The organism is Pseudomonas sp. SR18 (assembly GCF_023701505.1).
GTDB lineage: Bacteria > Pseudomonadota > Gammaproteobacteria > Pseudomonadales > Pseudomonadaceae > Aquipseudomonas > Aquipseudomonas cyclaminis.
Window position 1 is genome coordinate 234,365 of record NZ_JAMQAU010000008.1, and the last position, 21,157, is coordinate 255,521.

Here is a 21,157-nt window from a genome sequence, read left to right on the forward strand (position 1 = left end):
ATCTGTTCATGATCTCTACCTTGCGACGTGGCCTGCTGGTACTGCTTGCAGCACTGCCCTTGATGGCCAACGCGGCAGGTTCTGCGCACGAACTGGTGCAGGACACCACCAGCAAGATGCTGGCTGACCTGACGGCCAATAAAGAACAGTACAAGCAGGATCCGAGCAAGTTTTACGACGCGCTCAATACCATTGTGGGCCCCGTCGTGGACGCCGAGGGTATTTCGCGCAGCATCATGACCGTCAAGTACTCGCGCAAGGCAACACCTGCGCAGATGCAGACGTTCCAGGAAAACTTCAAGAAAGGCCTGTTCCAGTTCTACGGCAACGCCCTGCTGGAATACAACAACCAGGGTATTACCGTCGCTCCAGCCGGTGACGAATCCGGTGATCGCACCAGCGTCAACATGAGCGTCAAGGGCAACAACGGCGCCGTTTACCCGGTGCAGTACACCCTGGAGAAGATCAACGGCGAGTGGAAACTGCGTAACGTGATTATCAACGGTATCAACATTGGCAAGCTGTTCCGTGATCAGTTCGCCGACGCGATGCAGCGCAATGGCAACGACTTGGACAAGACCATCAATGGTTGGGCCGGTGAAGTTGCCAAGGCCAAGGAAGAAACCGACAAAGCTGCCGGGAAGCCTGCGCAATGACCGAGTCGGCTGTTCGTCTCGGCGACGCTGGCGAGTTGTTCCTCAGCGGTGTGCTGGATTACCGCACCGGGCCTGACCTGCGCAAGCAGGGTCAGGCGCTGATCAAGACCAGCACGGCTTCTGCGCTGGTGCTCGATTGCTCGGCGGTGACCAAGTCCAGCAGTGTCGGTTTGTCGTTGCTGTTGTGCTTCATGCGTGACGCCGAAGCGGCCAAAAAGCCGGTCAGCATCCGGGCTTTGCCCGAAGACATGCGTGAAATTGCCGAAGTTTCGGGTCTGACCGAGCTGTTGGCGCATCCTTAATACACATTATCAGTGAGGCCCCCCGTCAGAGTCCTGCTATGCGGGGTTCGCAGGCGCGGGGCTTTTTTGTATGATGTGCGACCCGTGCGCACTGGGCGCCGATAGAGGTTGATCATGCAGGCCCTAGAAGTTAAAAGCTTTCTCGAAGGAAAGCTGCCCGATACGAGCGTAGAAGTTGAGGGCGAAGGCTGCAATTTCCAGCTGAACGTGATTAGCGATGAACTGGCGGCATTGAGCCCAGTCAAGCGTCAGCAGCAGATCTATGCCCATTTGAACCCGTGGATCACCGATGGCAGCATCCATGCGGTCACTATGAAATTTTTCAGCCGCGCGGCCTGGGCCGAGCGCACCTGAGCCCCCAAGGCGTCGAGATTCTTATGGATAAATTGATTATTACCGGCGGTGCCCGCCTTGATGGCGAGATTCGCATTTCCGGTGCGAAAAACTCTGCCTTGCCTATCCTGGCAGCGACCCTGCTGTGCGATGGCCCGGTGACCGTGGCCAACCTGCCGCACCTGCACGACATCACCACCATGATCGAGCTGTTCGGTCGCATGGGCATTGAGCCGGTGATCGACGAGAAATTGTCCGTCGAAATCGACCCGCGCACCATCAAGACCCTGATTGCCCCGTACGAACTGGTGAAAACCATGCGTGCGTCGATCCTGGTACTCGGCCCTATGGTTGCTCGTTTCGGCGAAGCCGAAGTCGCCCTGCCTGGCGGTTGCGCCATCGGTTCGCGTCCAGTGGACCTGCACATCCGTGGCCTGGAAGCCATGGGCGCAGTCATTGACGTTGAAGGCGGCTACATCAAGGCCAAGGCACCGGAAGGCGGCCTGCGTGGCGCCAACTTCTTCTTTGATACCGTCAGTGTGACCGGTACCGAGAACATCATGATGGCCGCTGCCCTGGCCAAAGGCCGCAGCGTCCTGCAAAACGCCGCGCGCGAGCCTGAAGTAGTCGACCTGGCCAACTTCCTGAACGCCATGGGCGCCAAGGTAGCCGGTGCTGGTACCGACACCATCACCATTGATGGTGTAGAGCGTCTGCACACCGCCACCTATAAGGTCATGCCTGACCGCATCGAGACCGGTACCTACCTGGTTGCTGCCGCCGTTACCGGTGGTCGCGTCAAGGTCAAGGACACCGATCCGACCATCCTGGAAGCGGTCCTGGAAAAACTGCGCGAAGCTGGCGCTGAAATCACCACCGGCGAAGACTGGATCGAGCTGAACATGCACGGCAAGCGGCCAAAAGCCGTTAACGTGCGGACCGCTCCGTACCCGGCGTTCCCGACCGACATGCAAGCGCAGTTCATCTCTCTGAACGCGATTGCCGAAGGCACCGGTGCCGTGATCGAGACCATCTTCGAAAACCGCTTCATGCACGTGTACGAACTGCACCGCATGGGCGCGAAGATCCAGGTAGAAGGCAACACCGCCATCGTGACGGGCACCGAAAAGCTCAAGGGCGCGCCAGTCATGGCCACCGACCTGCGTGCATCGGCCAGCCTGGTGATCTCGGCGTTGATCGCTGAAGGTGACACCCTGATCGACCGCATCTACCACATCGACCGTGGTTACGAGTGCATCGAAGAAAAACTGCAGATGCTCGGCGCTAAAATCCGCCGCGTACCGGGCTAGTTGCTGTTTTGTGGTGAGCGGGCTTGTCGAATCGTCGCACCGCCCGAGCTGGAGTGCGAAGCGCTCCCAAGATTTTTAGGGCCGCTTCGCAGCCCAGCGCGGGGCAAGCCCGCTCACTACAAATTAAAGAAGCAGTATGCTGAATTTGTTTCAAATCGAGGCTGTCATGGCCTCGATCTGCGTCTGGCGCCGTTTGCGACCGGACAGCAATAGCCTGATGAAGGACTGACGTTTCCCATGTTGACCATCGCACTGTCCAAGGGCCGCATCCTTGACGACACTTTGCCGCTTCTGGCTGAAGCGGGCATCGTGCCGACCGAGAATCCGGACAAGAGCCGCAAGCTGATCATCCCCACGACCCAGGAAGACGTTCGCCTGCTGATCGTGCGGGCTACCGACGTGCCGACCTATGTTGAGCATGGCGCGGCCGACCTCGGTGTCGCCGGTAAAGACGTGCTGATGGAATACGGTGGCCAGGGCCTGTACGAGCCGCTGGACCTGCGCATTGCCCTGTGCAAGTTGATGACCGCCGGCCGTGTCGGTGATGTCGAGCCCAAGGGTCGCCTGCGCGTGGCCACCAAGTTCGTCAATGTCGCCAAGCGTTACTACGCCGAGCAAGGCCGTCAGGTCGACATCATCAAGCTCTACGGCTCGATGGAGCTGGCGCCGCTGATCGGCCTGGCCGACAAGATCATAGACGTGGTCGACACCGGCAACACCCTGCGTGCCAACGGTCTCGAACCACAGGACTTCATCGCCGACATCAGCTCTCGCCTGATCGTCAACAAAGCGTCGATGAAGATGCAGCACGCTCGTATCCAGGCGTTGATCGACACCCTGCGCACCGCAGTGGAGTCTCGACACCGCGGTTGACCTACCCGCGTAGCTGAAGAGCTACGCCCGTCTATCCGCCTCATAGCCAGAATTCTCAGGTGCCCAAGCGGAAACGACTGCTAGTTTAGGGCGCCTGAGTTTTTGCCAATTCTATTGAGGCCCTCGCTATGACCACGTCCACCGCAATTGCCCGACTCAACGCTGCCGACCCGGATTTCGCCCATCATCTGGATCATCTGCTGAGCTGGGAAAGCGTGTCCGACGACTCGGTCAACCAGCGAGTACTCGACATCATCAAGGCCGTGCGCGAGCGCGGTGACGCGGCGCTGGTGGATTTCACCCGCCAGTTCGACGCCCTGGACGTTGCTTCCATGTCCGACCTGATTCTGCCCCGCGAACGCCTGGAGCTGGCCCTGACGCGCATCACCGCGCCTCAGCGCGAAGCCCTGGAAGTCGCGGCGGCGCGGGTGCGCAGCTACCACGAAAAGCAGAAACAGGACTCCTGGAGCTACACCGAGGCCGACGGCACTGTGTTGGGCCAGAAGGTCACGCCGCTGGACCGTGCGGGGCTGTACGTCCCCGGTGGCAAGGCGTCGTATCCGTCATCGGTGTTGATGAACGCAATTCCAGCCAAGGTGGCCGGTGTGACCGAAGTGGTGATGGTCGTGCCAACCCCTCGCGGTGAAATCAACGAGCTGGTGCTGGCTGCGGCCTGCATCGCCGGTGTCGACCGCGTGTTCACCATCGGTGGCGCCCAAGCCGTCGCGGCCCTGGCCTATGGCACTGAAAGCGTGCCGAAGGTCGATAAAGTAGTCGGCCCCGGCAACATCTACGTGGCCACCGCCAAGCGCCATGTCTTTGGCCAGGTCGGCATCGACATGATTGCCGGCCCTTCGGAAATCCTCGTGGTGTGCGACGGCCAGACCGACCCGGACTGGATCGCCATGGACCTGTTTTCCCAGGCCGAGCACGACGAGGACGCGCAGGCGATTCTGGTCAGCCCGGATGCCGAGTTCCTCGACAAGGTGGCCGCCAGCATCGACAAGCTGCTGCCGACCATGGACCGCGCCGGGATCATCGAGAAATCGATCAATGGCCGTGGCGCGTTGATCCTGGTGCGCGACATGGAGCAGGCCATCGAAGTGGCCAACCGTATCGCACCAGAGCATCTGGAACTGTCCGTGGCCGATCCACAGGCCTGGCTGCCGTCGATTCGCCACGCCGGTGCGATCTTCATGGGGCGCCACACCAGCGAAGCCCTGGGTGACTACTGCGCCGGCCCGAACCACGTGCTGCCGACCTCCGGCACTGCGCGTTTCTCCTCGCCGCTGGGGGTGTATGACTTCCAGAAGCGTTCGTCGATTATCTTCTGCTCGCCTCAAGGGGCTTCCGAACTGGGTAAGACCGCGTCGGTGCTTGCTCGTGGTGAGTCGTTGAGCGCACACGCCCGTAGTGCCGAATACCGAATCCTCGAAGAGAAGGGTAACTAAGTCATGAGCAAATTCTGGAGCCCCTTCGTCAAGGACCTCGTGCCTTACGTACCCGGCGAACAGCCAAAGCTGACCAAGCTGGTCAAGCTCAACACCAATGAAAACCCCTACGGCCCGTCGCCCAAGGCGCTGGCCGCGATGCAGGCCGAGTTGAACGACAACCTGCGCCTGTACCCGGACCCCAACAGCGACCTGCTCAAGCAGGCCGTGGCCAAGTACTACGGGGTCGACGCTGGCAAGGTGTTTCTCGGCAACGGCTCGGATGAAGTACTCGCGCACATCTTCCACGGCCTGTTCCAGCACGACCTGCCGCTGCTGTTCCCGGACATCAGCTACAGCTTCTACCCGGTGTACTGCGGCCTCTACGGCATCCAGTCCGACCCGGTGCCACTGGATGAGCAGTTCCAGATTCGTGTAGCGGACTACGCCAAGCCTAACGGCGGGATCATCTTCCCCAACCCCAACGCGCCGACTGGCTGCGTGCTGGCGCTGGACGCGGTGGAGCAGATCCTCAAGGCCAGCCCGGATTCGGTGGTGGTGGTCGATGAAGCCTATATCGACTTCGGTGGCGAAACCGCCATCAGCCTGGTGGATCGCTACCCGAACCTGCTGGTGACCCAGACCCTGTCCAAATCGCGCTCGCTGGCCGGTTTGCGCGTGGGCCTGGCCGTGGGCCACCCGGACCTGATCGAGGCGTTGGAGCGGGTCAAGAACAGCTTCAACTCCTATCCGCTGGACCGCCTGGCGATTGTCGGTGCGGCGGCGGCGTTTGAGGATCGTGAGTACTTCGAGAAGACGTGCCGGTTGGTCATCGACAGTCGTGAGCAGATGGTTGCGCAACTGGAAGGTAAAGGCTTTGAAGTGTTGCCGTCAGCGGCCAACTTTATCTTTGCTCGTCACCCCAAGCACGATGCTGCCGGCCTGGCGGCCAAATTGCGTGAGCAAGGGGTGATCGTGCGGCACTTCAAGCAGGAGCGGATTGCCCAGTTCCTGCGGATCAGCATTGGTACGCCGGAGCAGAACCAGGCGCTGATCGATGGCTTGGGTGAGCTCTAAGCCACACTGAAGATGTAAAAATGTGGGAGGGAGCAAGCCCCCTCCCACATTTGGTTTTGCGTTGGCAGTTAAAGCAGCGGTTCGTCAGGCTTCTTGTTCTTCCAGCCATCATTGCCCGGCAGCAGCAGGTTCAAAGCAATCGCTACGACCGCACACAAGGCGATGCCCTTCAGGCCGAAGTCGTTCGGACCTGTACCGGTTCCCACCAATACCCCGCCAATCCCGAACACCAGGGTCACCGACACAATCACCAGATTGCGCGCCTCGCCCAGGTCGATCTTGTGGCGGATCAGTGTGTTCATCCCTACCGCAGCAATCGAGCCGAACAGCAGGCACAAGATTCCGCCCATTACCGGGATGGGAATGCTCTGCAGCAATGCACCGAACTTGCCGATGAATGCCAGGCTGATGGCAAACACTGCCGCCCAGGTCATGATTTTCGGGTTGTAGTTCTTGGTCAGCATTACCGCGCCAGTCACTTCGGCGTAGGTGGTGTTCGGCGGGCCGCCAAACAGGCCGGCTGCCGTGGTGGCGATACCGTCACCGAGCAGCGTGCGATGCAGGCCGGGCTTTTTCAGGTAGTCGCGACCGGTCACGCTGCCGACTGCAATCACGCCACCGATGTGTTCGATCGCCGGGGCCAGGGCCACCGGGACGATGAACAGTATCGCCTGCCAGTTGAATTCCGGCGCGGTGAAGTGGGGCAGGGCGAACCAGGGCGCGGCGGCAATCTTGGCCGTGTCGACCACGCCAAAGTAGAACGCCATGGCAAATCCCACCAACACACCGGAGATGATCGGCACCAGGCGGAAAATACCTTTGCCGAACACCGCCACGATCAAGGTGGTGAGCAGCGCCGGCATCGAGATCAGCATGGCCGTCTTGTAGGGGATCAGTTCGGCGCCGTCGCCACCTTTACCCATCGCCATGTTAGCGGCGATCGGTGCCATGGCCAGGCCAATGGAGATGATCACCGGGCCGATGACCACGGGCGGCAGCAGGCGGTCAATGAAACCGGTGCCCTTGATCTTCACCGCAGCGCCGAGAAACGTGTAGACGAAACCGGCGGCCATCACCCCACCCATCGTCGCGGCAAGGCCGAACTGATCCTTGGCGAGAATGATTGGCGTGATAAACGCAAAGCTCGATGCCAAAAACACCGGCACCTGCCGCCCCGTCACCACCTGGAACAACAGCGTGCCCAGGCCTGCGGTGAACAGTGCGACGTTTGGATCAAGGCCTGTGATCAGCGGCATCAACACCAGCGCGCCAAATGCTACGAAGAGCATTTGTGCGCCAGACAGGATCTGGCGCCAAAGCGGGTCGTTGAATTCATCCTGCATGCTCACGCGTCCTTCTGCTTGGTGCCGAAGATCTTGTCACCGGCGTCGCCCAGGCCTGGGATGATGTAGCCGTGTTCATTCAGGCGCTCATCGATGGACGCGGTGTAGATCTGCACGTCCGGGTGCGCTTTCTCGACAGCGGCGATGCCTTCGGGCGCGGCGACCAGCACCATGGCGCGGATGTCCCGGCAACCGGCTTTTTTCAGCAGGTCAATGGTGGCAACCATGGAGCTTCCGGTGGCGAGCATCGGATCGATGATCATGGCCAGGCGTTCGTTGATTTCCGGAACGAGTTTTTCCAGGTAGGTGTGAGCCTGCAAGGTTTCTTCGTTGCGGGCCACGCCCACGGCGCTGACCTTGGCGCCCGGAATCAGGCTGAGGACGCCTTCGAGCATGCCGATACCGGCGCGCAGGATCGGCACCACGGTGATTTTCTTACCGGCGATTTTTTCTACCTGTACGGGACCGGCCCAACCGGGGATCTCGTAGGTTTCCAGCGGCAGGTCCTTGGTGGCTTCGTAAGTGAGCAACGCTCCGACTTCCTGAGCAAGCTCACGGAAGTTCTTCGTGCTAATGTCGGCGCGGCGCATAAGGCCGAGCTTGTGCTGGATCAGCGGGTGGCGGATCTCGCGAGTGGGCATGGGAAAGGCTCCGGCGGCGGGCAAAAAAACCGGCCTAGATTAATCTATCCGAGGGTGTTGTCCTATAGACATCTAGTACGTTAGTCCATTAAGGCTTGCCCGGAGCGCATGAGAAGCGTACCTTCGCCCGCTTTTCTTGCCACAGCACCCCTTTGGAGAGCGCCATGTCCGCTGATCTTGAGCATATCCGTCAAATCATGCGTGAGGCTGATTGCCTGTACACCGAAGCGCAAGTCGAAGCTGCGATCGCCAAGGTCGGCGCCCACATCACCCGCGAAATGGCCGACACCAATCCGGTGGTATTCTGCGTGATGAACGGCGGCCTGATTTTCGCCGGCAAATTGCTCACCCACCTGCAATTCCCGCTGGAAGCGTCCTACCTGCACGCGACCCGCTATCGCAACGAAACCACCGGCGGCGACCTGTTCTGGAAAGCCAAGCCGGAAGTCTCGTTCATCGACCGCGACGTGCTGATCATCGACGACATCCTCGACGAAGGTCACACCCTGGGCGCGATCATCGACTTCTGCAAACACGCCGGCGCGCGCAAAGTGCACACCGCCGTGCTGATCGACAAAGACCACGACCGTAAGGCCCGTCCGGACCTGAAAGCCGATTACGTCGGTCTGCCATGCATTGACCGCTACATCTTCGGTTACGGCATGGACTACAAAGGTTACTGGCGCAACGCCAATGGGATCTACGCCGTCAAAGGCATGTGACCCAGGCCCGGCGCAGGGTTGTCATGCTATCGTGCGTGGCCCCCGCGCCTGGAGCTGTACATGAGCCTGTTGATTCGCACGTGCGCCGTCCTGGCGCTGACCCTGAGTTTGCCCCTGGCCGCCGCTCCGGCGCCGATGCATGCTCAATTCCTGCCGCCGGATGACCTGACGCTGCGCACTGAAACCCCTGACCAGCAGCAGTTGCTGCAAGTCACCGAGTACGCGGTGGTGGTGGGCAACCAGCGCCAATCCAACCAGCAACCGATCCCGGTGACGTCGCCGTTGATGATCCGCCTCAAGGGCAAGTCCCTGAACAAAGGCGCGATAATCAGCCAGGTGGTGCTCAATTTCGATGCCGAAAGCAAAAGCCTGAAAAAGCCGGTGTTTGATGACAAGAGCAAGACGCTGACGCTGTCGTATCCGGTGGCCCAATACCGGGTGATCGTCGATTTGCTGCGCAATGACACGGTGTATGTGCAGTTCCTCAGTTATGCCAACGGGCATATCTGGGCGGACCTGCACACCGGTGCAGTCCGCACCAAATAATCAAAACACCTTGGATCTCCACTGCTTTCGGAGCTTGCGTCACACAGGTAGACTTCAAATCCCGTGTAAATGTCTGCAGGCTGGAGTCGGTAATGCGTAAAGATAAGAAACAGGTGATTGGTGACGAGATCGGCGACGATCAGATCAAGTTGTTCCTGGACTTCGAGCCGGTTGATGCGACTTCACCGTCCCTGCACAAACTGATCAAAGCCTACCGTGGCCTGCGTATCGACGACTTCGAGCGGTTCCTGGGCTTTTTCAAGGAAGCCGGCCTGGACCTGGATGGCAAGGATGAACATGGCCAGACGTTTGTTGATCTGATCAAGGACCAGCGCAATGCGCCTGAGTACATAGAGCTGATCGAAAACGCCCGCGGCTGATTTTCCCCAGCCATAAAAAAACGCCCCGGGGGGGCGTTTTTTTTATGGCAGCAATGCCTCAAGCGTAGCTTTCGGCCTCGTTGCTTTGTTCCACCAGCTCCAGGCTGATGTTGTTCTGCGTGTTGATCTTGCGATACAGCTCGGCGTCGGTCTCCAGGACTTTCTCCCGTGCCGGGAAGATCTCGTGCAGCTTGGCTGCCCACTCACCCGCAGCCTTGGTCGGGAAGCAACGTTCAATCAGCTCCAGCATGATCGAAACGGTCACCGAAGCACCCGGAGAAGCGCCCAGCAGCGCCGCCAGGGAGCCGTCCTTGGCCGCGACCAGCTCGGTGCCGAATTGCAGCACGCCGCCTTTCTTCGGGTCCTTCTTGATGATCTGCACCCGTTGGCCGGCCACTTCCAGGCGCCAGTCTTCGGCTTTTGCCTCAGGGTAGAAGCGACGCAGGGATTCCAGGCGCTGCTCCATGGATTGGCGCACTTCGCTGACCAGGTACTTGGTCAGGTCCATGTTGTCGCGGGCCACGGCCAGCATCGGACCGATGTTACCGGCGCGAATCGACATCGGCAGGTCAAGGAACGAGCCGTGCTTGAGGAACTTGGTGGTAAAGCCGGCGTAGGGCCCGAACAGAAGGGATTTCTTGCCATCCACCACGCGGGTGTCGAGGTGCGGCACCGACATCGGTGGCGAACCGACGGCGGCCTGGCTGTAGACCTTGGCTTGGTGGTGCTTGACCACTTCCGGGTTGTCGCAACGCAGCCACTGGCCACTGACCGGGAAGCCGCCAAAGCCTTTGCTTTCTTCGATGCCCGAGGCTTGCAGCAACGGCAGGGCCGCGCCACCGGCACCGAGGAACACGAACTTGGCGTCCACTTCACGGCTGGTGCCGCTGTTGACGTCCTTGATGCTCACGGTCCAGCCGGCGCCGTTGCGCTTGAGACCGGTGACGCGCTTGCTGTACTTGACCTGGGCATCCGGCGAGCTGGTCAGGTGGCCGAGCAACTGGTTGGTCAGGGCGCCGAAATTGACGTCGGTGCCGTTCATGACGCGAGTGGCGGCGATTTTTTCGTCAAGCGGGCGGCCTGGCATCATCAGCGGCATCCACTCAGCCATTTCGCCGCGGTCTTCGGTGTAGTGCATGTCCGAAAACGCATGGTGCTGGCTGAGGGATTCAAAGCGCTTCTTGAGGAAAGACACGCCTTTGTCGCCCTGCACGAAGCTCAGGTGCGGCACCGGGCTGATAAAGGACTTGGACGAGCCAAAGGTGCCTTTTTTGGTCAGGTACGCCCAGAACTGCTTCGACACCTCGAACTGGGTGTTGATGTGCACGGCTTTCTTGATGTCGATGGAGCCATCGGCGGCCTGGGGAGTGTAGTTCAGCTCACACAGCCCGGCGTGGCCGGTACCGGCGTTGTTCCACGGGTTGGAACTCTCCGCGGCACCCGAATCCATCAGCTCAACGACTTCCAGCTTGAGGCCGGGGTCGAGCTCTTTGAGCAATACGGCCAGGGTGGCACTCATGATGCCGGCCCCTACCAGTACTACGTCGACTGCTTCGTTATGCGCCATTTAACGCGTCTCCAAAATCTGCAGCACCAAATTGACGGCATGGCTGCCAGGAGTGACGGGGCGGTTCACGTGTTGCCCCAGGTTACCCATGGCCAGGATCGCCATGTCCGTTTCGCAATTCTTTGCAACGTCAGCGCACGCTTCCTGCCTGCCTCATTCGCCTATGAACGCATTCATGGGCGCCTGTGGCAATTCGACTTATGGTCAAAGCGTGCAATTCGTGCAATCAATCCGTAGCGGACAGGCTCAAGCTCCGGTGATTGAGGAATACTCGGTCCTGTGTGATTGGGCTGTTCCAGACGCTGATGGTGCTTGTACAAACGCCAAACTATTCATTTGCTCGCCACACTCTTGTGAAGTTGTGAAAACCCGTTTTTTCACGCTCTTTTGAAGACGTGAACCTCAAAAAAGGGCTGCCGCGGGCTGGCACAGTGGCCGGGCGCAATGGCAGCTCTGGCAGATTCGGTAGAGGCGGGTGGTTTGCAAAGGAAACAGCAAGCGCGCCAGCTTCACTCGATCTGTGTGGGCGGCTCTCTGTGGGCGATTCTTGGGGGGTTAATACCGAGGCATTAACGTGCTGCGAGGCCCGATCAGGAGACGTCCTTATAATCGGGGGGAGATTGTAGCGAAGAACGTCAGGGAAATGGGCGTGTTTTATGACTTTTATTAGGTCTTCGGTCAGGCGGCCAACGGCTGGTGACGTGGCGACCGCACAGGACGTGGGCTTACACGGGCACGGGCGGGGAGCGGGTGATGCATCCAGCTCAGGCGGATTTCATCGATTTCCACCCAGCCGTCGCCCACAGGCGCCTGGCTGCATTCCTTGAACGCCTGGCAACGGCCTTGTGCATCGAGCCGGGCGAACTGACGAAGGGCCGGCTTGCGGGTAAACAGTGACCAGAGAAATTGCATGGCGAGAGCCCTCCTGAGATTGAGGCTAAGCATGCCGTGTGGGGATGACGAGTCGATGTAACGGCTATGACATATCAATGACAGCGAACCGCTGCCGAGGCGACGAGTCATAGGTTGTAACTGACGCTAGTTCCCTGCGGGGGCGCCCCGCTATACTGCCGGCCTGTCGGTACCTGATTTCTGGAGAGAAGCGCATGTTGCAACGCCTGTTGTTCGGTTTGATCACTGTGACCAGTTTGACCTTGGTTGGCTGCGCCAACAGCCCGCAACAACTGAGCCCACAACCGAAGCTCACCACGCAGTTGGCCCCGGTAGGTCACGGTCAGCCGGTGTCGGTGCGTGTCGTGGATGGTCGTCCTTCGCCTACGTTGGGCTCTCGCGGTGGCCTGTACCCGGAGACCGCGCTTATCTCGGTGACTGGCCAGGACGTGCTGCCCAAGTTGCAGGCCCAGGCCGAAGCGGCCGTGCGCCTGCTGGGCTTCACGCCGAGCGCCAACGCACCAGGCGCTCCTCAGCTGACCATCACCTTGGCGGAACTGAAGTATCAGTCGCCTAAAGAAGGCCTGTACGTGACTGAAGCCGCCATCGGCGCAACGTTCAAGTCCGACGTCACCGCCGGTACCCGTCGCTACAGCGGCCGCTACGGCGCATCGTTGAACCAGCGCTTCGGCATGTCGCCGAACCAGGAAACCAACACCAAGCTGGTCAGCGATGTCCTGAGTGACGCCTTGACCCGCCTGTTCAAGGACCCAAGCATCGGTTCCTTGCTCAGCGCGCAGTAACTGTCCAGATAAAGACCGGGCTCAGTGATGAGCCCGGTTTTTTTTCGTCTTCAGTTTCACGCGGCAGTGTCGATACAGAAGTCCAGCATGCTCACCCCGGTCAACAGATCGGCCTCCGGCAAGTCCGCATGCTGGTGCCCGCCAAGGGCGCAATACACCAGCCAATGGCGGTCCTGCACGTTGAACGCAAGGCCGCCGACCAGCGCCTCTTGCTCATCGCTTTGGGCAATCAGATACAGCCGATCCTGGTTGTGCGCGTGCAGCATGACAAGCTCCCGAACGTTCGAAGGGCAACAGAGTGGCTTGTTAAGGTGACGTTCAGGTGACGCTGTAAATTACTGGATACATTAACCGTCCATGGGGGATGGAGTGTTTTAGGCGCTGGAGGCCACTGTCCGTTTATGTAGGTATCTGCACGGATACCCAGACACTGTTTTCCTGAGGTTTGTGATGGCGCTGCCCGCACTATTGATCAATGCTGTGGCTTTATTGGTAGCCTGCCCCGGTGCGGCGCTTCTGTTCATTACCCGCCTGCGCGAACAACGCGCCATGGCCGAGTTGACCGCACAAAGCGAAGACCGGGCCATCGATCAGCCCATGCTGTTCCTGGATGTGCGCACCGAACGGGCGCATCGGGTGGCTTACCGGATCGGCTTCGCCTGTCTGGGGCTGGGGCTGGCCATATCCTGGCTCAGCACCCGAATCTAAAAAACCGCCCCTTCCCACATTTTTGATCGGTGTTCAGAGAGGGATTCCGGCCTTCACCCGATACTGATTGCGCACCGGCGTCGCGTATTGCACCACCAGAAATGGCCGGTGTTCCTCCGGGCATTCATTCAGGCGCCGCTCCCACTCGGCCTTCGCCTTGGCCAGTTCATCCGCCGGGAACACCTCGGCCGCCTTTGGCACCTGTAATTGCGGGTCGGCGTCGCTCCATTGGGCATACGCCAGGTAGTGCACTGGGAACAGCCGATAACCGCCGAGAATCTGTCGATCCATTTCCACGGCCAGCACTTTGGTGTCTTCGAAGCGCTCGGTAATCGGCGGCGCGAAGTTGATGTGTACGCGGCCTTTGTAGCCGGTAATGCCCAACGCAATGCTCACGTCATCTTCACCCTGCGCCTTGACGTAGGTGCCGGTGGTGGCGCGGATATACAGCTCGCGGGCCTTGGCCGTATCGCACGGGTCGTACTCGTAGCTGATGGACACCGGGGTCAGGTTCAGCGACTGGATCACCTCGGCAAACGGTTCGTCCTTGCGGCTGACGTGGAACATCTTGAGGATCGCCGACTCGGTGCGGTCATCCCCATCCTTGGCACGACCTTCGGCCTGGGCGATCCAGATCGACTGGCAGTCGTTGCGGATCGAATGGTTGATGTAGGCCGACAGCAAGTTGAACGCGGCCATCTTCTCCTTTCGCCCGGTGATCGAGCGGTGCACGATGAAGCTCTTGTTCAGGCGCATCAGGTCGCTGACAAACGGCTTTTGCAGCAGGTTGTCGCCGATGGCGATACGCGGCGTCGGCAGGCCGGCGTGGTACACGGCGTAGTTGACGAAGGCCGGGTCCATCACGATGTCGCGGTGGTTGGCCAGAAACAGGTAGGCACTGCCCGACTTGAGTTGCTCGACGCCGCTATAGGTCACGCCGTCGGTCGCCCGGTCAATGGTATGGTCGACGTAATACTCGACTTTGTCCTGCAGCGTCGCCACGGTGGTGACACCAGCGAACTCACGGCGCAGTTTGCGGGCGATCATCGGCTTGAGCAGCCAGCCCAGGGCGCCGGCAAAGCGCGGGAAGCGGAAGTGGGTCAGGATGTCCAGAAAGGCCTTGTCACTGAACAGCCGGTCCAGCACTGCCGGGACTTCGCTGTCGTTGTAAGGTCGGATGGTATCGAATTCGCCCATCATGCTCTCTTGTTAGAAACGGCTAGGGTAAGTAAAGGAAATACCAGGGCGCGGTACGGGTAATTGGCCCGGCCGGACAATAGCCCTGTAAATAGACCGGCGATTATACGCACAAGTCACTTGGGAGACTGCGATGCTGGAAACTGCGACCTACGATTGTCCTTATTGTGGTGAAGAGGTCGAGACAACGGTGGACTTGTCCGGCGGTGATCAGGTTTACATAGAAGACTGTCAGGTGTGTTGCAGGCCGATCACGTGCAACCTGCAGGTGCATGGTGATGAGTGGATGCTCGAAACCCGCAGCGAAAACGAATAACAGGCAAACCTATGCAGCGAATCTACGAACCGGAAAACCTGATGGAAGGCGAGTTGCTGCAACAGATGCTCGCCAGCGAAGGCATCGAGGCGCACCTGGTGGGGCGGCATTTGCTCGGCGGCACCGGCGAGCTGCCGATTTTCGGCCTGCTGGGGCTGGAGGTGGACAACGACCGAGCCGTGGATGCCCGCGAGCTGATCACCGCCTACATCGGTGCACAGCCCGTGCCCGGCGATGAACCCGACAGCTTCCCCGACGTGCTGGTCTGTTAGGCTGTCGGCCGGTTTACCCAAGAGTCGTGTTGCCCCATGTGTGGACGTTATGCCCTGTTTCGCTGGAATCCTGCCTTTGCGGCCTTGCCGGGTTTTCCCGCCGACCAGCAGGCCCAGTGGAACATCTCCCCGAATGATTCGGTGCTCATCCAGCGCCTGAACGACGGCCAGCGCACCCTGGCCCGCGCCCGTTGGGGCCTTACGCCGCCCTGGCTGACTGACCTTTCCCGCACACCGGCCCACGCCCGCGCCGAAACCCTGGCCGAGCAGCCGATGTTCCGCGAAGCCTTCCGCCAGCGTCGCTGCCTGCTGCCGGCCAACGGCTTTTATGAATGGCGCGGTACCCAGCGCAAACGCCCCTATTGGCTGACGCCGGGGGAGGGCTCCACGTTGTTTTTTGCGGCGATCTGGGAGGCCTATCCGGTGCAGGAGCAAGTGTGGCTGAGCACTGCTGTGGTGACGCAGGCCGCCCAGAGCCAGCGCCGGCCGTTGATCCTGGACGCAGCTGGGCAGGCCGCCTGGCTTGATCCCGAAACGCCGTTGCATGTGCTGCAAAGCTTGCTGGCCAGTGAGCCCGTCGCGCTGCGCGAGCGAGTCCTGGCCAACATGGTCAACGATCCCAAGCTCAACGGGCCGGAGTGCCTGACGCCGGCCTGAACCTGAACGCCGCTGTGGGATGTATCTGAAAATCAGCGGTTAAGCGTCTGTTGTATCTGGCGCCGATACAAATGAGCGCCTACGATACGCGCGATGTTTTATGGGTGTTTTTCAGGGAGCGAGTGTTGATGAAAAAAACAGTGGCGGTAAGCGTATTGGCGGCGGCAATGCTGCTGGCAGGGTGTCAGTCGGTCAATACCACCAGCGGTGGCGCCGTTGGGGTTGAGCGCAAGCAGTACATGTTCAGCATGCTGTCGAGTCAGGAAGTCGACCAGATGTATGCCCAGTCCTACCAGCAGACCTTGGGTGAAGCCAGTACCAAAGGCCAGTTGGACAAGACCAGTGCCAACGCAAAGCGTGTGCAGGCTATCGCCAAGCGTTTGATCGCCCAGGCGCCCACCTTCCGCCCTGACGCAGCGCAGTGGAAGTGGGAAGTGAATTTGATCAAGAGCGATGAGATGAACGCCAACTGCGGGCCAGGCGGCAAGATCTTTGTGTACAGCGCATTGATCGACAATCTCAAGTTGACGGATGACGAGTTGGCAGCGGTGATGGGCCATGAGATCGCCCATGCCTTGCGCGAGCACGGCCGTGAGGCAATGTCCAAGGCGTATGGTATCGAGATCGCCAAGCAGGGCGCCGGTGCGTTGTTCGGCTTGGGCCAGGACAGCCTGGCACTGGCCGACACCGTGGCCAACTACGGCATGACCTTGCCGAACAGCCGCAGCAATGAAAACGAGGCAGACCTGATCGGCCTGGAGCTGTCAGCCCGCGCCGGCTACAACCCGAACGCCGCCATCACGCTGTGGAACAAGATGGCCAAGGCTTCGGAAGGTTCGCCGCCGGAATTCATGAGCACTCACCCCGCGTCCGACAGCCGGATTGCCTCGTTGCAGGCGGCGATTCCGAAGGTGATGCCGCTCTACCAGCAGGCCAAGAAGTCCTAAGGCTTGATGAGGATCTAAATGTGAGAGGGGGCTTGTCCCCCTCCCATATTTGATGGGGTTTGCAGGCTTGGATCCTTAGATCCAGCCACTGCTTTGCATGGCCTTGTACACCGCGACAATCGCCAACACAAAGAACGCCGTCGCCGCCAGTCGACGAATCATCGTCAGTGGCAGTTTCTCCGCCGCGAAATTTCCCGCCAGAACCACCGGTACGTTGGCAATCAACATGCCCAGGGTGGTGCCGATAATCACCAGCCACAGCTCCGGGTACTGCGCGGCGAGCATCACCGTGGCGATCTGGGTCTTGTCACCGATTTCCGCCAGGAAAAACGCAATCAGCGTGGTCAGGAATGGCCCGAACTTGCGTGTGGTGCTGGCTTCGTCATCATCGAGCTTGTCCGGCACCAGGGTCCATAGGGCGGTGGCGCAGAAGCTCGCCGCGAGGATCCAGTGCAACACCGCGTCGGAGAAGAAACTGCCAAACCAGGCACCCACGGCACCGGCGGCCGCGTGGTTGGCCAGGGTCGCGGCGACGATGCCGGCGATGATGGGCCAGGGCTTGCGAAAGCGAGCAGCGAGAATGAGCGCGAGCAGTTGCGTCTTGTCGCCGATTTCGGCCAAGGCAACGATTGCGGTAGGAACGAGTAATGAATCCAGCATCAGGTAAGTTTCCAGGGGCGGGTCGACACGGCTATGACACGTACAGCCTTCCCGCCCCGGGTAAGGTGTGCGTGTCATAGGTCTTGTCAAACCCCGGTCCGTCTGTGCGGACTCCTGGGTCGCATACGCCATGGTCTGTTGACCAAGTATGTTGACGTATGCCGGACGAGCGTGGCGCTCGTGGGAGACTACTCCCCTAGGACGGAGCGGATTCTGCCTAGGCAAAATCCATTCGGCAAGCCTTCTTTTTCAAAGCGCCATCAAGGGCGCTTGGCACGGTAGATGCGAAAACCATTGCCCTCAGCCTTGATCGCACACACGCCCAAATGCTCTTCGATCAGCGGCTGGTACTTCAGGAAGCTGTTGGCAACCAGCCGAAGTTCGCCACCTTTTGCCAGGTGTTTCGCCGCTTTTCGCAGCAGGTTCTCGGTAGCGAAATAATCGGTGTGCACCCCGACATGGAACGGTGGGTTGCTAAGAATCGCGTTCAAGCCCATCGGTGCAGCATCGATGCCATCACCGGTCAGCACCTCGGCCTCCAGGCCGTTGGCAGCCAGTGTCAGGCGGCTGCTGGCGGCGGCGAAGGCGTCGACATCCAGCATCGTCACGCTGTTGTGCGGGTAGCGACGTTTCACCGCAGCCCCCAACACGCCTGCGCCGCAACCGAAGTCCAGCAGATGGCCGCTCGGCAGTTTGTCCAAATGCTCCAGCAGCAACTCGGTACCACGGTCCAGGCGACCATGGCTGAACACCCCCGGCAGGCTCACGACTTTGAGCGGGCCTTCGGCCAGCGGCACTTCAAACACTTGCGCCAGGCTTTCCAGTTCCACCGCGTGCGGCGCGTTAGCCACGGTGATCTGCCACAGCTGGCAGTGCCGTGCATTGTCGAGCTTGCGCGGTTTGCCGAACGGGATCATCTGTTTGGCGGCGCTTTCGATACCGCTTTTTTTCTCGCCGACCAGAAACAGCTCGGCGCCGGGCAGGCGTGCGGCGACGGCGTTGAGCAGGTAATCGGTGAGGTCCTTGGACTTGGGCAGGAAGATCACCGCAGCGTCGAACTCACGCTCCGGCACGTTCACGCCAAATTGGCTGCGCTCGGGGAACCGCGCATCAAGCGCTGCCTGATCGCCGGCATGCCAGCACCAGGCGTGGGCGTTGGGCAGGCGGCCCAGCAGGTCGTCGGCGGGCAAGCCCACCAGCAACAGGTTGCCTTGAAAAAGTTCGGCCTGACGAAGCAGTACTTCACTGCGCGGATCCATGGTCTGCTCCTTGAAAAGGGGCGCAGTTTATCAACTGACGACGCGCAGCGGGGCGCCGCTGAAAAAGCCCAGGGCGTTTTCCGTCAGTTGGCCGACGATGCGCTGCCGCGCTTCGCGACTGCCCCAGGCATTGTGCGGGGTGACGATCAGCCGGGGAATGTCATCAGCCAGCAACGGGTTGCCGTTGACCGGTGGCTCCACACTCAGCACATCGGTGGCTGCGCCGCCCAAGTGACCGCTGCGCAAGGCATCCGCCAGCGCCTGTTCGTTGATCAAACCACCGCGTGCAGTATTGACCACCAACGCGCCGGGCTTGAGCAGTGCGAGTTCGCGGGCGCCGATAAAGTCGCGGGTATGCTCGTTGAGTGGGCAATGCAAGGTAAGGGCGTCGACCTGCCTGAGCAGCTCATCCAGAGGTACACGGTCTGCGCGGGCAGGGCGACCCGGAATCGCGCCAAGCAGCACGCGCATGCCAAACGCTTCGGCCAGCCGGGCTACCGCGCCGCCCAGTTCGCCGTGGCCCAGCAGGCCGAGGGTCTTGCCTTCCAGCTCGATGATAGGATGGTCGAGCAGGCAGAACTGCTTGGCCTGTTGCCATTTGCCGGCGGCCACATCCCGTTGATAGTCCTTCAGGCGCGTCGCCAGGTTCAGCAGCAGCATGATCGTATGCTGCGCCACCGATGGCGTACCGTAGCCCTGGCAATTGCTCACGGTTATGCCCTGGGCGCGGGCGGCCTCAAGGTCGACGTTGTTGGTGCCGGTGGCCGATACCAGGATCAACTTGAGTTCCGGGCAGGCCGCCAGGGTCTCGCTATTGAGGACGATCTTGTTACTGATGACCACCTGCACACCTTGCAGGCGCTCAATCACATTCTGCGGCGTGGTGTCCGAGTACAACTGCAGGTCGCTGAAGCAGTCTCTTAGACCGCTGAGGTCGAGGTCCCCCAGGTCCAGGGAGGGGTGATCAAGGAAGACGGCGCGGCGATTGTTCGTCATCAACTGTACCTTTTGCGACAGGGTTCGAAGGCGTAATCTGCCGAGCCTATCAGATGAAATAATCCGTTACTTAATGGAGTGAGTATGTACGTCGCCGAGTTTTTGACCGTGGCCCTGATCCACCTGTTGGCAGTGGCCAGCCCAGGCCCGGATTTCGCCGTGGTAGTACGCGAAAGCGTGACCCATGGCCGTCGCGCCGGCACCTGGACCGCACTGGGTGTGGGCTCGGCGATTTTCCTGCACGTGGGGTACTCGTTGCTGGGGATCGGCTTGATCGTGTCCCAGTCCATTGTGCTGTTCAATGCACTGAAATGGGCGGCGGCCGCGTACCTGCTGTATATCGGCTTCAAAGCCCTGCGCGCGCAGCCGGCCAAACCTGCCGCCGAGGGCGAATTGCACCGTGAAGCGGGCGAGCGCACACCACGCGGCGCGTTTACTGCGGGCTTTGTGACCAATGGTTTGAACCCGAAGGCCACGTTGTTCTTCCTGTCGCTGTTCACCGTGGTGATCAACCCGCACACGCCGCTGGCCGTACAGGCGGGTTACGGTGTGTACCTGGCGGTGGCGACGGCGCTGTGGTTCTGCCTGGTGGCCATGCTGTTCAGCCAACAGCGCGTGCGCGCCGGGTTTGCGCGGATGGGGCATTGGTTTGATCGGACCATGGGGGCGGTTTTGATTGCGATTGGGGTGAAGTTGGCGTTTACCAGTATGAAGTGAGTCGAGATTTCTTATGGTAGGGTCAAGGTGGAATATGGAGCTGTCCTGGGCAGAGTCGAGCGGGTTCGAATGCCAATTTTCGCATAGTCGACATCACCGTCTCCTGCCGGGGAAGTCGACTTCACGTATTGGATGTGCGTTATCCGGCAACGGGTCTGTAAACCCCTCGACATCCGTCTTCTCCTCGAATATTTGACCGTTATTCCCGACCAGCCTATAGCCATATGAAGGCAGTCTTTTCCCCCATTCGTCCACAATGACGTAGCGCCCATACCCAGGCTTATCCGGTTCTGGGAGCCATTCGGGTAATAACTGCGGGCGCGGGTCCGGGCAATCCACATAACGCCAGCGTGAAAAACATTCAGGGGCGCGTCCTGTACGCAGGCTTTGTAGTTTCCAGAAGTCTGGCTTCGATTGACCGTCGGCCACGACACTGCCGTCGGGGTAGGTGAATTTAATGAAATTGCCAACTTTGTGTACCTTTGACCCTTCCGAACGAACCAGTACCGAAGAGTGAAAAACAGGTTCGAAATACACTGTTCGCGCCTGCAATG

General features: G+C 60.1%; 26 protein-coding genes, 1 pseudogene and 1 riboswitch. Of the genes and pseudogenes, 17 read left to right on the forward strand and 10 right to left on the reverse strand.

Going from position 1 to position 21,157, the window contains the following annotated elements:
- Positions 1-8: 8 nt before the first annotated feature.
- From NDJ82_RS14600 to hisC, 7 genes are all read left to right on the forward strand, one after another.
- Positions 9-656 carry an MlaC/ttg2D family ABC transporter substrate-binding protein gene (locus NDJ82_RS14600; RefSeq protein WP_158878409.1) on the forward strand — a complete coding sequence of 216 codons (648 nt, stop codon included), beginning with the start codon at positions 9-11 and terminating at the stop codon, positions 654-656.
- Entirely contained in the window at positions 653-958 is a 306-nt protein-coding gene (locus NDJ82_RS14605) for an STAS domain-containing protein (protein ID WP_250925751.1), read from the forward strand. The genes NDJ82_RS14600 and NDJ82_RS14605 overlap by 4 nt, the downstream gene beginning before the upstream one ends.
- 114 nt (positions 959-1,072) lie before the next feature.
- A complete protein-coding gene (locus tag NDJ82_RS14610) occupies positions 1,073-1,312 on the forward strand; it encodes a BolA family protein (protein ID WP_099587128.1) in 240 nt (79 codons plus the stop codon).
- Between the two features lie 23 nt (positions 1,313-1,335).
- Complete coding sequence (gene murA, locus NDJ82_RS14615) at positions 1,336-2,601, forward strand: UDP-N-acetylglucosamine 1-carboxyvinyltransferase (protein ID WP_099587129.1); 1,266 nt, start codon at positions 1,336-1,338, stop codon at positions 2,599-2,601.
- A gap of 237 nt (positions 2,602-2,838) precedes the next feature.
- Positions 2,839-3,474 (forward strand): ATP phosphoribosyltransferase, encoded by a 636-nt coding sequence (gene hisG, locus NDJ82_RS14620; protein WP_099587130.1) that lies wholly within the window; start codon positions 2,839-2,841, stop codon positions 3,472-3,474.
- A gap of 128 nt (positions 3,475-3,602) precedes the next feature.
- Positions 3,603-4,925 carry a histidinol dehydrogenase gene (hisD, locus tag NDJ82_RS14625; RefSeq protein WP_250925752.1) on the forward strand — a complete coding sequence of 441 codons (1,323 nt, stop codon included), beginning with the start codon at positions 3,603-3,605 and terminating at the stop codon, positions 4,923-4,925.
- Between the two features lie 3 nt (positions 4,926-4,928).
- Positions 4,929-5,981 (forward strand): histidinol-phosphate transaminase, encoded by a 1,053-nt coding sequence (gene hisC, locus NDJ82_RS14630; RefSeq protein ID WP_099587132.1) that lies wholly within the window; start codon positions 4,929-4,931, stop codon positions 5,979-5,981.
- A 68-nt stretch (positions 5,982-6,049) separates the two neighbouring features.
- On the opposite strand, the gene NDJ82_RS14635 is transcribed toward hisC, so the two are convergent.
- Both NDJ82_RS14635 and upp read right to left on the reverse strand, forming a co-directional pair.
- Positions 6,050-7,324: a uracil-xanthine permease family protein gene (locus tag NDJ82_RS14635; protein ID WP_112193497.1), complete on the reverse strand. Its 1,275-nt coding sequence runs from the start codon at positions 7,322-7,324 to the stop codon at positions 6,050-6,052.
- Positions 7,325-7,326: 2 nt separating this feature from the next.
- Positions 7,327-7,965, reverse strand: a complete 639-nt coding sequence (upp, locus tag NDJ82_RS14640; RefSeq protein ID WP_099587134.1) for a uracil phosphoribosyltransferase — start codon at positions 7,963-7,965, stop codon at positions 7,327-7,329.
- 164 nt (positions 7,966-8,129) lie between these two features.
- Here upp and NDJ82_RS14645 point away from each other — a divergent pair, with 164 nt between their 5' ends.
- The 3 genes from NDJ82_RS14645 (at position 8,130) to NDJ82_RS14655 (ending at position 9,613) form a co-directional block, all read left to right on the forward strand.
- Positions 8,130-8,687: a hypoxanthine-guanine phosphoribosyltransferase gene (locus tag NDJ82_RS14645; protein WP_032886291.1), complete on the forward strand. Its 558-nt coding sequence runs from the start codon at positions 8,130-8,132 to the stop codon at positions 8,685-8,687.
- A 60-nt stretch (positions 8,688-8,747) separates the two neighbouring features.
- Positions 8,748-9,233: a hypothetical protein gene (locus NDJ82_RS14650; RefSeq protein WP_112193499.1), complete on the forward strand. Its 486-nt coding sequence runs from the start codon at positions 8,748-8,750 to the stop codon at positions 9,231-9,233.
- Between the two features lie 92 nt (positions 9,234-9,325).
- On the forward strand, positions 9,326-9,613 hold the full coding sequence (locus NDJ82_RS14655) for a PA4642 family protein (RefSeq protein WP_099587136.1): 288 nt from the start codon (positions 9,326-9,328) through the stop codon (positions 9,611-9,613).
- A 58-nt stretch (positions 9,614-9,671) separates the two neighbouring features.
- On the opposite strand, the gene mqo is transcribed toward NDJ82_RS14655, so the two are convergent.
- Complete coding sequence (gene mqo / locus NDJ82_RS14660; protein ID WP_158878413.1) at positions 9,672-11,180, reverse strand: malate dehydrogenase (quinone); 1,509 nt, start codon at positions 11,178-11,180, stop codon at positions 9,672-9,674.
- A 678-nt stretch (positions 11,181-11,858) separates the two neighbouring features.
- On the reverse strand, positions 11,859-12,092 hold the full coding sequence (locus NDJ82_RS14665; RefSeq protein ID WP_099587138.1) for a hypothetical protein: 234 nt from the start codon (positions 12,090-12,092) through the stop codon (positions 11,859-11,861).
- Positions 12,093-12,286: 194 nt separating this feature from the next.
- Here NDJ82_RS14665 and NDJ82_RS14670 point away from each other — a divergent pair, with 194 nt between their 5' ends.
- Entirely contained in the window at positions 12,287-12,874 is a 588-nt protein-coding gene (locus NDJ82_RS14670; protein WP_099587139.1) for a YajG family lipoprotein, read from the forward strand.
- A gap of 56 nt (positions 12,875-12,930) precedes the next feature.
- On the opposite strand, the gene NDJ82_RS14675 is transcribed toward NDJ82_RS14670, so the two are convergent.
- Entirely contained in the window at positions 12,931-13,140 is a 210-nt protein-coding gene (locus NDJ82_RS14675) for a hypothetical protein (protein ID WP_099587140.1), read from the reverse strand.
- Between the two features lie 184 nt (positions 13,141-13,324).
- Here NDJ82_RS14675 and NDJ82_RS14680 point away from each other — a divergent pair, with 184 nt between their 5' ends.
- A complete protein-coding gene (locus NDJ82_RS14680) occupies positions 13,325-13,582 on the forward strand; it encodes a hypothetical protein (protein ID WP_099587141.1) in 258 nt (85 codons plus the stop codon).
- Between the two features lie 33 nt (positions 13,583-13,615).
- Here NDJ82_RS14680 and NDJ82_RS14685 read toward each other — a convergent pair whose 3' ends face one another.
- The gene (locus tag NDJ82_RS14685) at positions 13,616-14,779 is read right to left on the reverse strand and encodes a 1-acyl-sn-glycerol-3-phosphate acyltransferase (RefSeq protein WP_177411508.1); all 1,164 of its coding nucleotides are present in this window, start codon (positions 14,777-14,779) and stop codon (positions 13,616-13,618) included.
- A 133-nt stretch (positions 14,780-14,912) separates the two neighbouring features.
- On the opposite strand from NDJ82_RS14685, the gene NDJ82_RS14690 reads away from it, so the two are divergent.
- The 4 genes from NDJ82_RS14690 (at position 14,913) to NDJ82_RS14705 (ending at position 16,971) form a co-directional block, all read left to right on the forward strand.
- Entirely contained in the window at positions 14,913-15,095 is a 183-nt protein-coding gene (locus NDJ82_RS14690; protein ID WP_099587143.1) for a CPXCG motif-containing cysteine-rich protein, read from the forward strand.
- An 11-nt stretch (positions 15,096-15,106) separates the two neighbouring features.
- On the forward strand, positions 15,107-15,367 hold the full coding sequence (locus tag NDJ82_RS14695; RefSeq protein WP_099587144.1) for a putative signal transducing protein: 261 nt from the start codon (positions 15,107-15,109) through the stop codon (positions 15,365-15,367).
- Between the two features lie 36 nt (positions 15,368-15,403).
- The gene (locus tag NDJ82_RS14700; RefSeq protein WP_250925753.1) at positions 15,404-16,024 is read left to right on the forward strand and encodes an SOS response-associated peptidase; all 621 of its coding nucleotides are present in this window, start codon (positions 15,404-15,406) and stop codon (positions 16,022-16,024) included.
- A gap of 128 nt (positions 16,025-16,152) precedes the next feature.
- Positions 16,153-16,971 carry a M48 family metallopeptidase gene (locus NDJ82_RS14705; RefSeq protein ID WP_099587146.1) on the forward strand — a complete coding sequence of 273 codons (819 nt, stop codon included), beginning with the start codon at positions 16,153-16,155 and terminating at the stop codon, positions 16,969-16,971.
- 75 nt (positions 16,972-17,046) lie between these two features.
- Here the strand turns inward: NDJ82_RS14705 and NDJ82_RS14710 are convergent, their stop codons facing one another.
- The 3 genes from NDJ82_RS14710 to NDJ82_RS14720 form a co-directional block, all read right to left on the reverse strand.
- On the reverse strand, positions 17,047-17,631 hold the full coding sequence (locus tag NDJ82_RS14710; RefSeq protein WP_099587147.1) for a TMEM165/GDT1 family protein: 585 nt from the start codon (positions 17,629-17,631) through the stop codon (positions 17,047-17,049).
- A gap of 88 nt (positions 17,632-17,719) precedes the next feature.
- Positions 17,720-17,841, reverse strand: a riboswitch (yybP-ykoY riboswitch).
- A gap of 50 nt (positions 17,842-17,891) precedes the next feature.
- A complete protein-coding gene (locus NDJ82_RS14715) occupies positions 17,892-18,890 on the reverse strand; it encodes a methyltransferase (RefSeq protein ID WP_099587148.1) in 999 nt (332 codons plus the stop codon).
- A gap of 30 nt (positions 18,891-18,920) precedes the next feature.
- Complete coding sequence (locus tag NDJ82_RS14720) at positions 18,921-19,886, reverse strand: 2-hydroxyacid dehydrogenase (protein ID WP_250925754.1); 966 nt, start codon at positions 19,884-19,886, stop codon at positions 18,921-18,923.
- Between the two features lie 84 nt (positions 19,887-19,970).
- Here NDJ82_RS14720 and NDJ82_RS14725 point away from each other — a divergent pair, with 84 nt between their 5' ends.
- Complete coding sequence (locus NDJ82_RS14725) at positions 19,971-20,603, forward strand: LysE family translocator (RefSeq protein WP_003188636.1); 633 nt, start codon at positions 19,971-19,973, stop codon at positions 20,601-20,603.
- A 93-nt stretch (positions 20,604-20,696) separates the two neighbouring features.
- Here the strand turns inward: NDJ82_RS14725 and NDJ82_RS14730 are convergent.
- Positions 20,697-21,157 (reverse strand): annotated as a pseudogene (locus NDJ82_RS14730) (hypothetical protein); the annotation flags it as partial.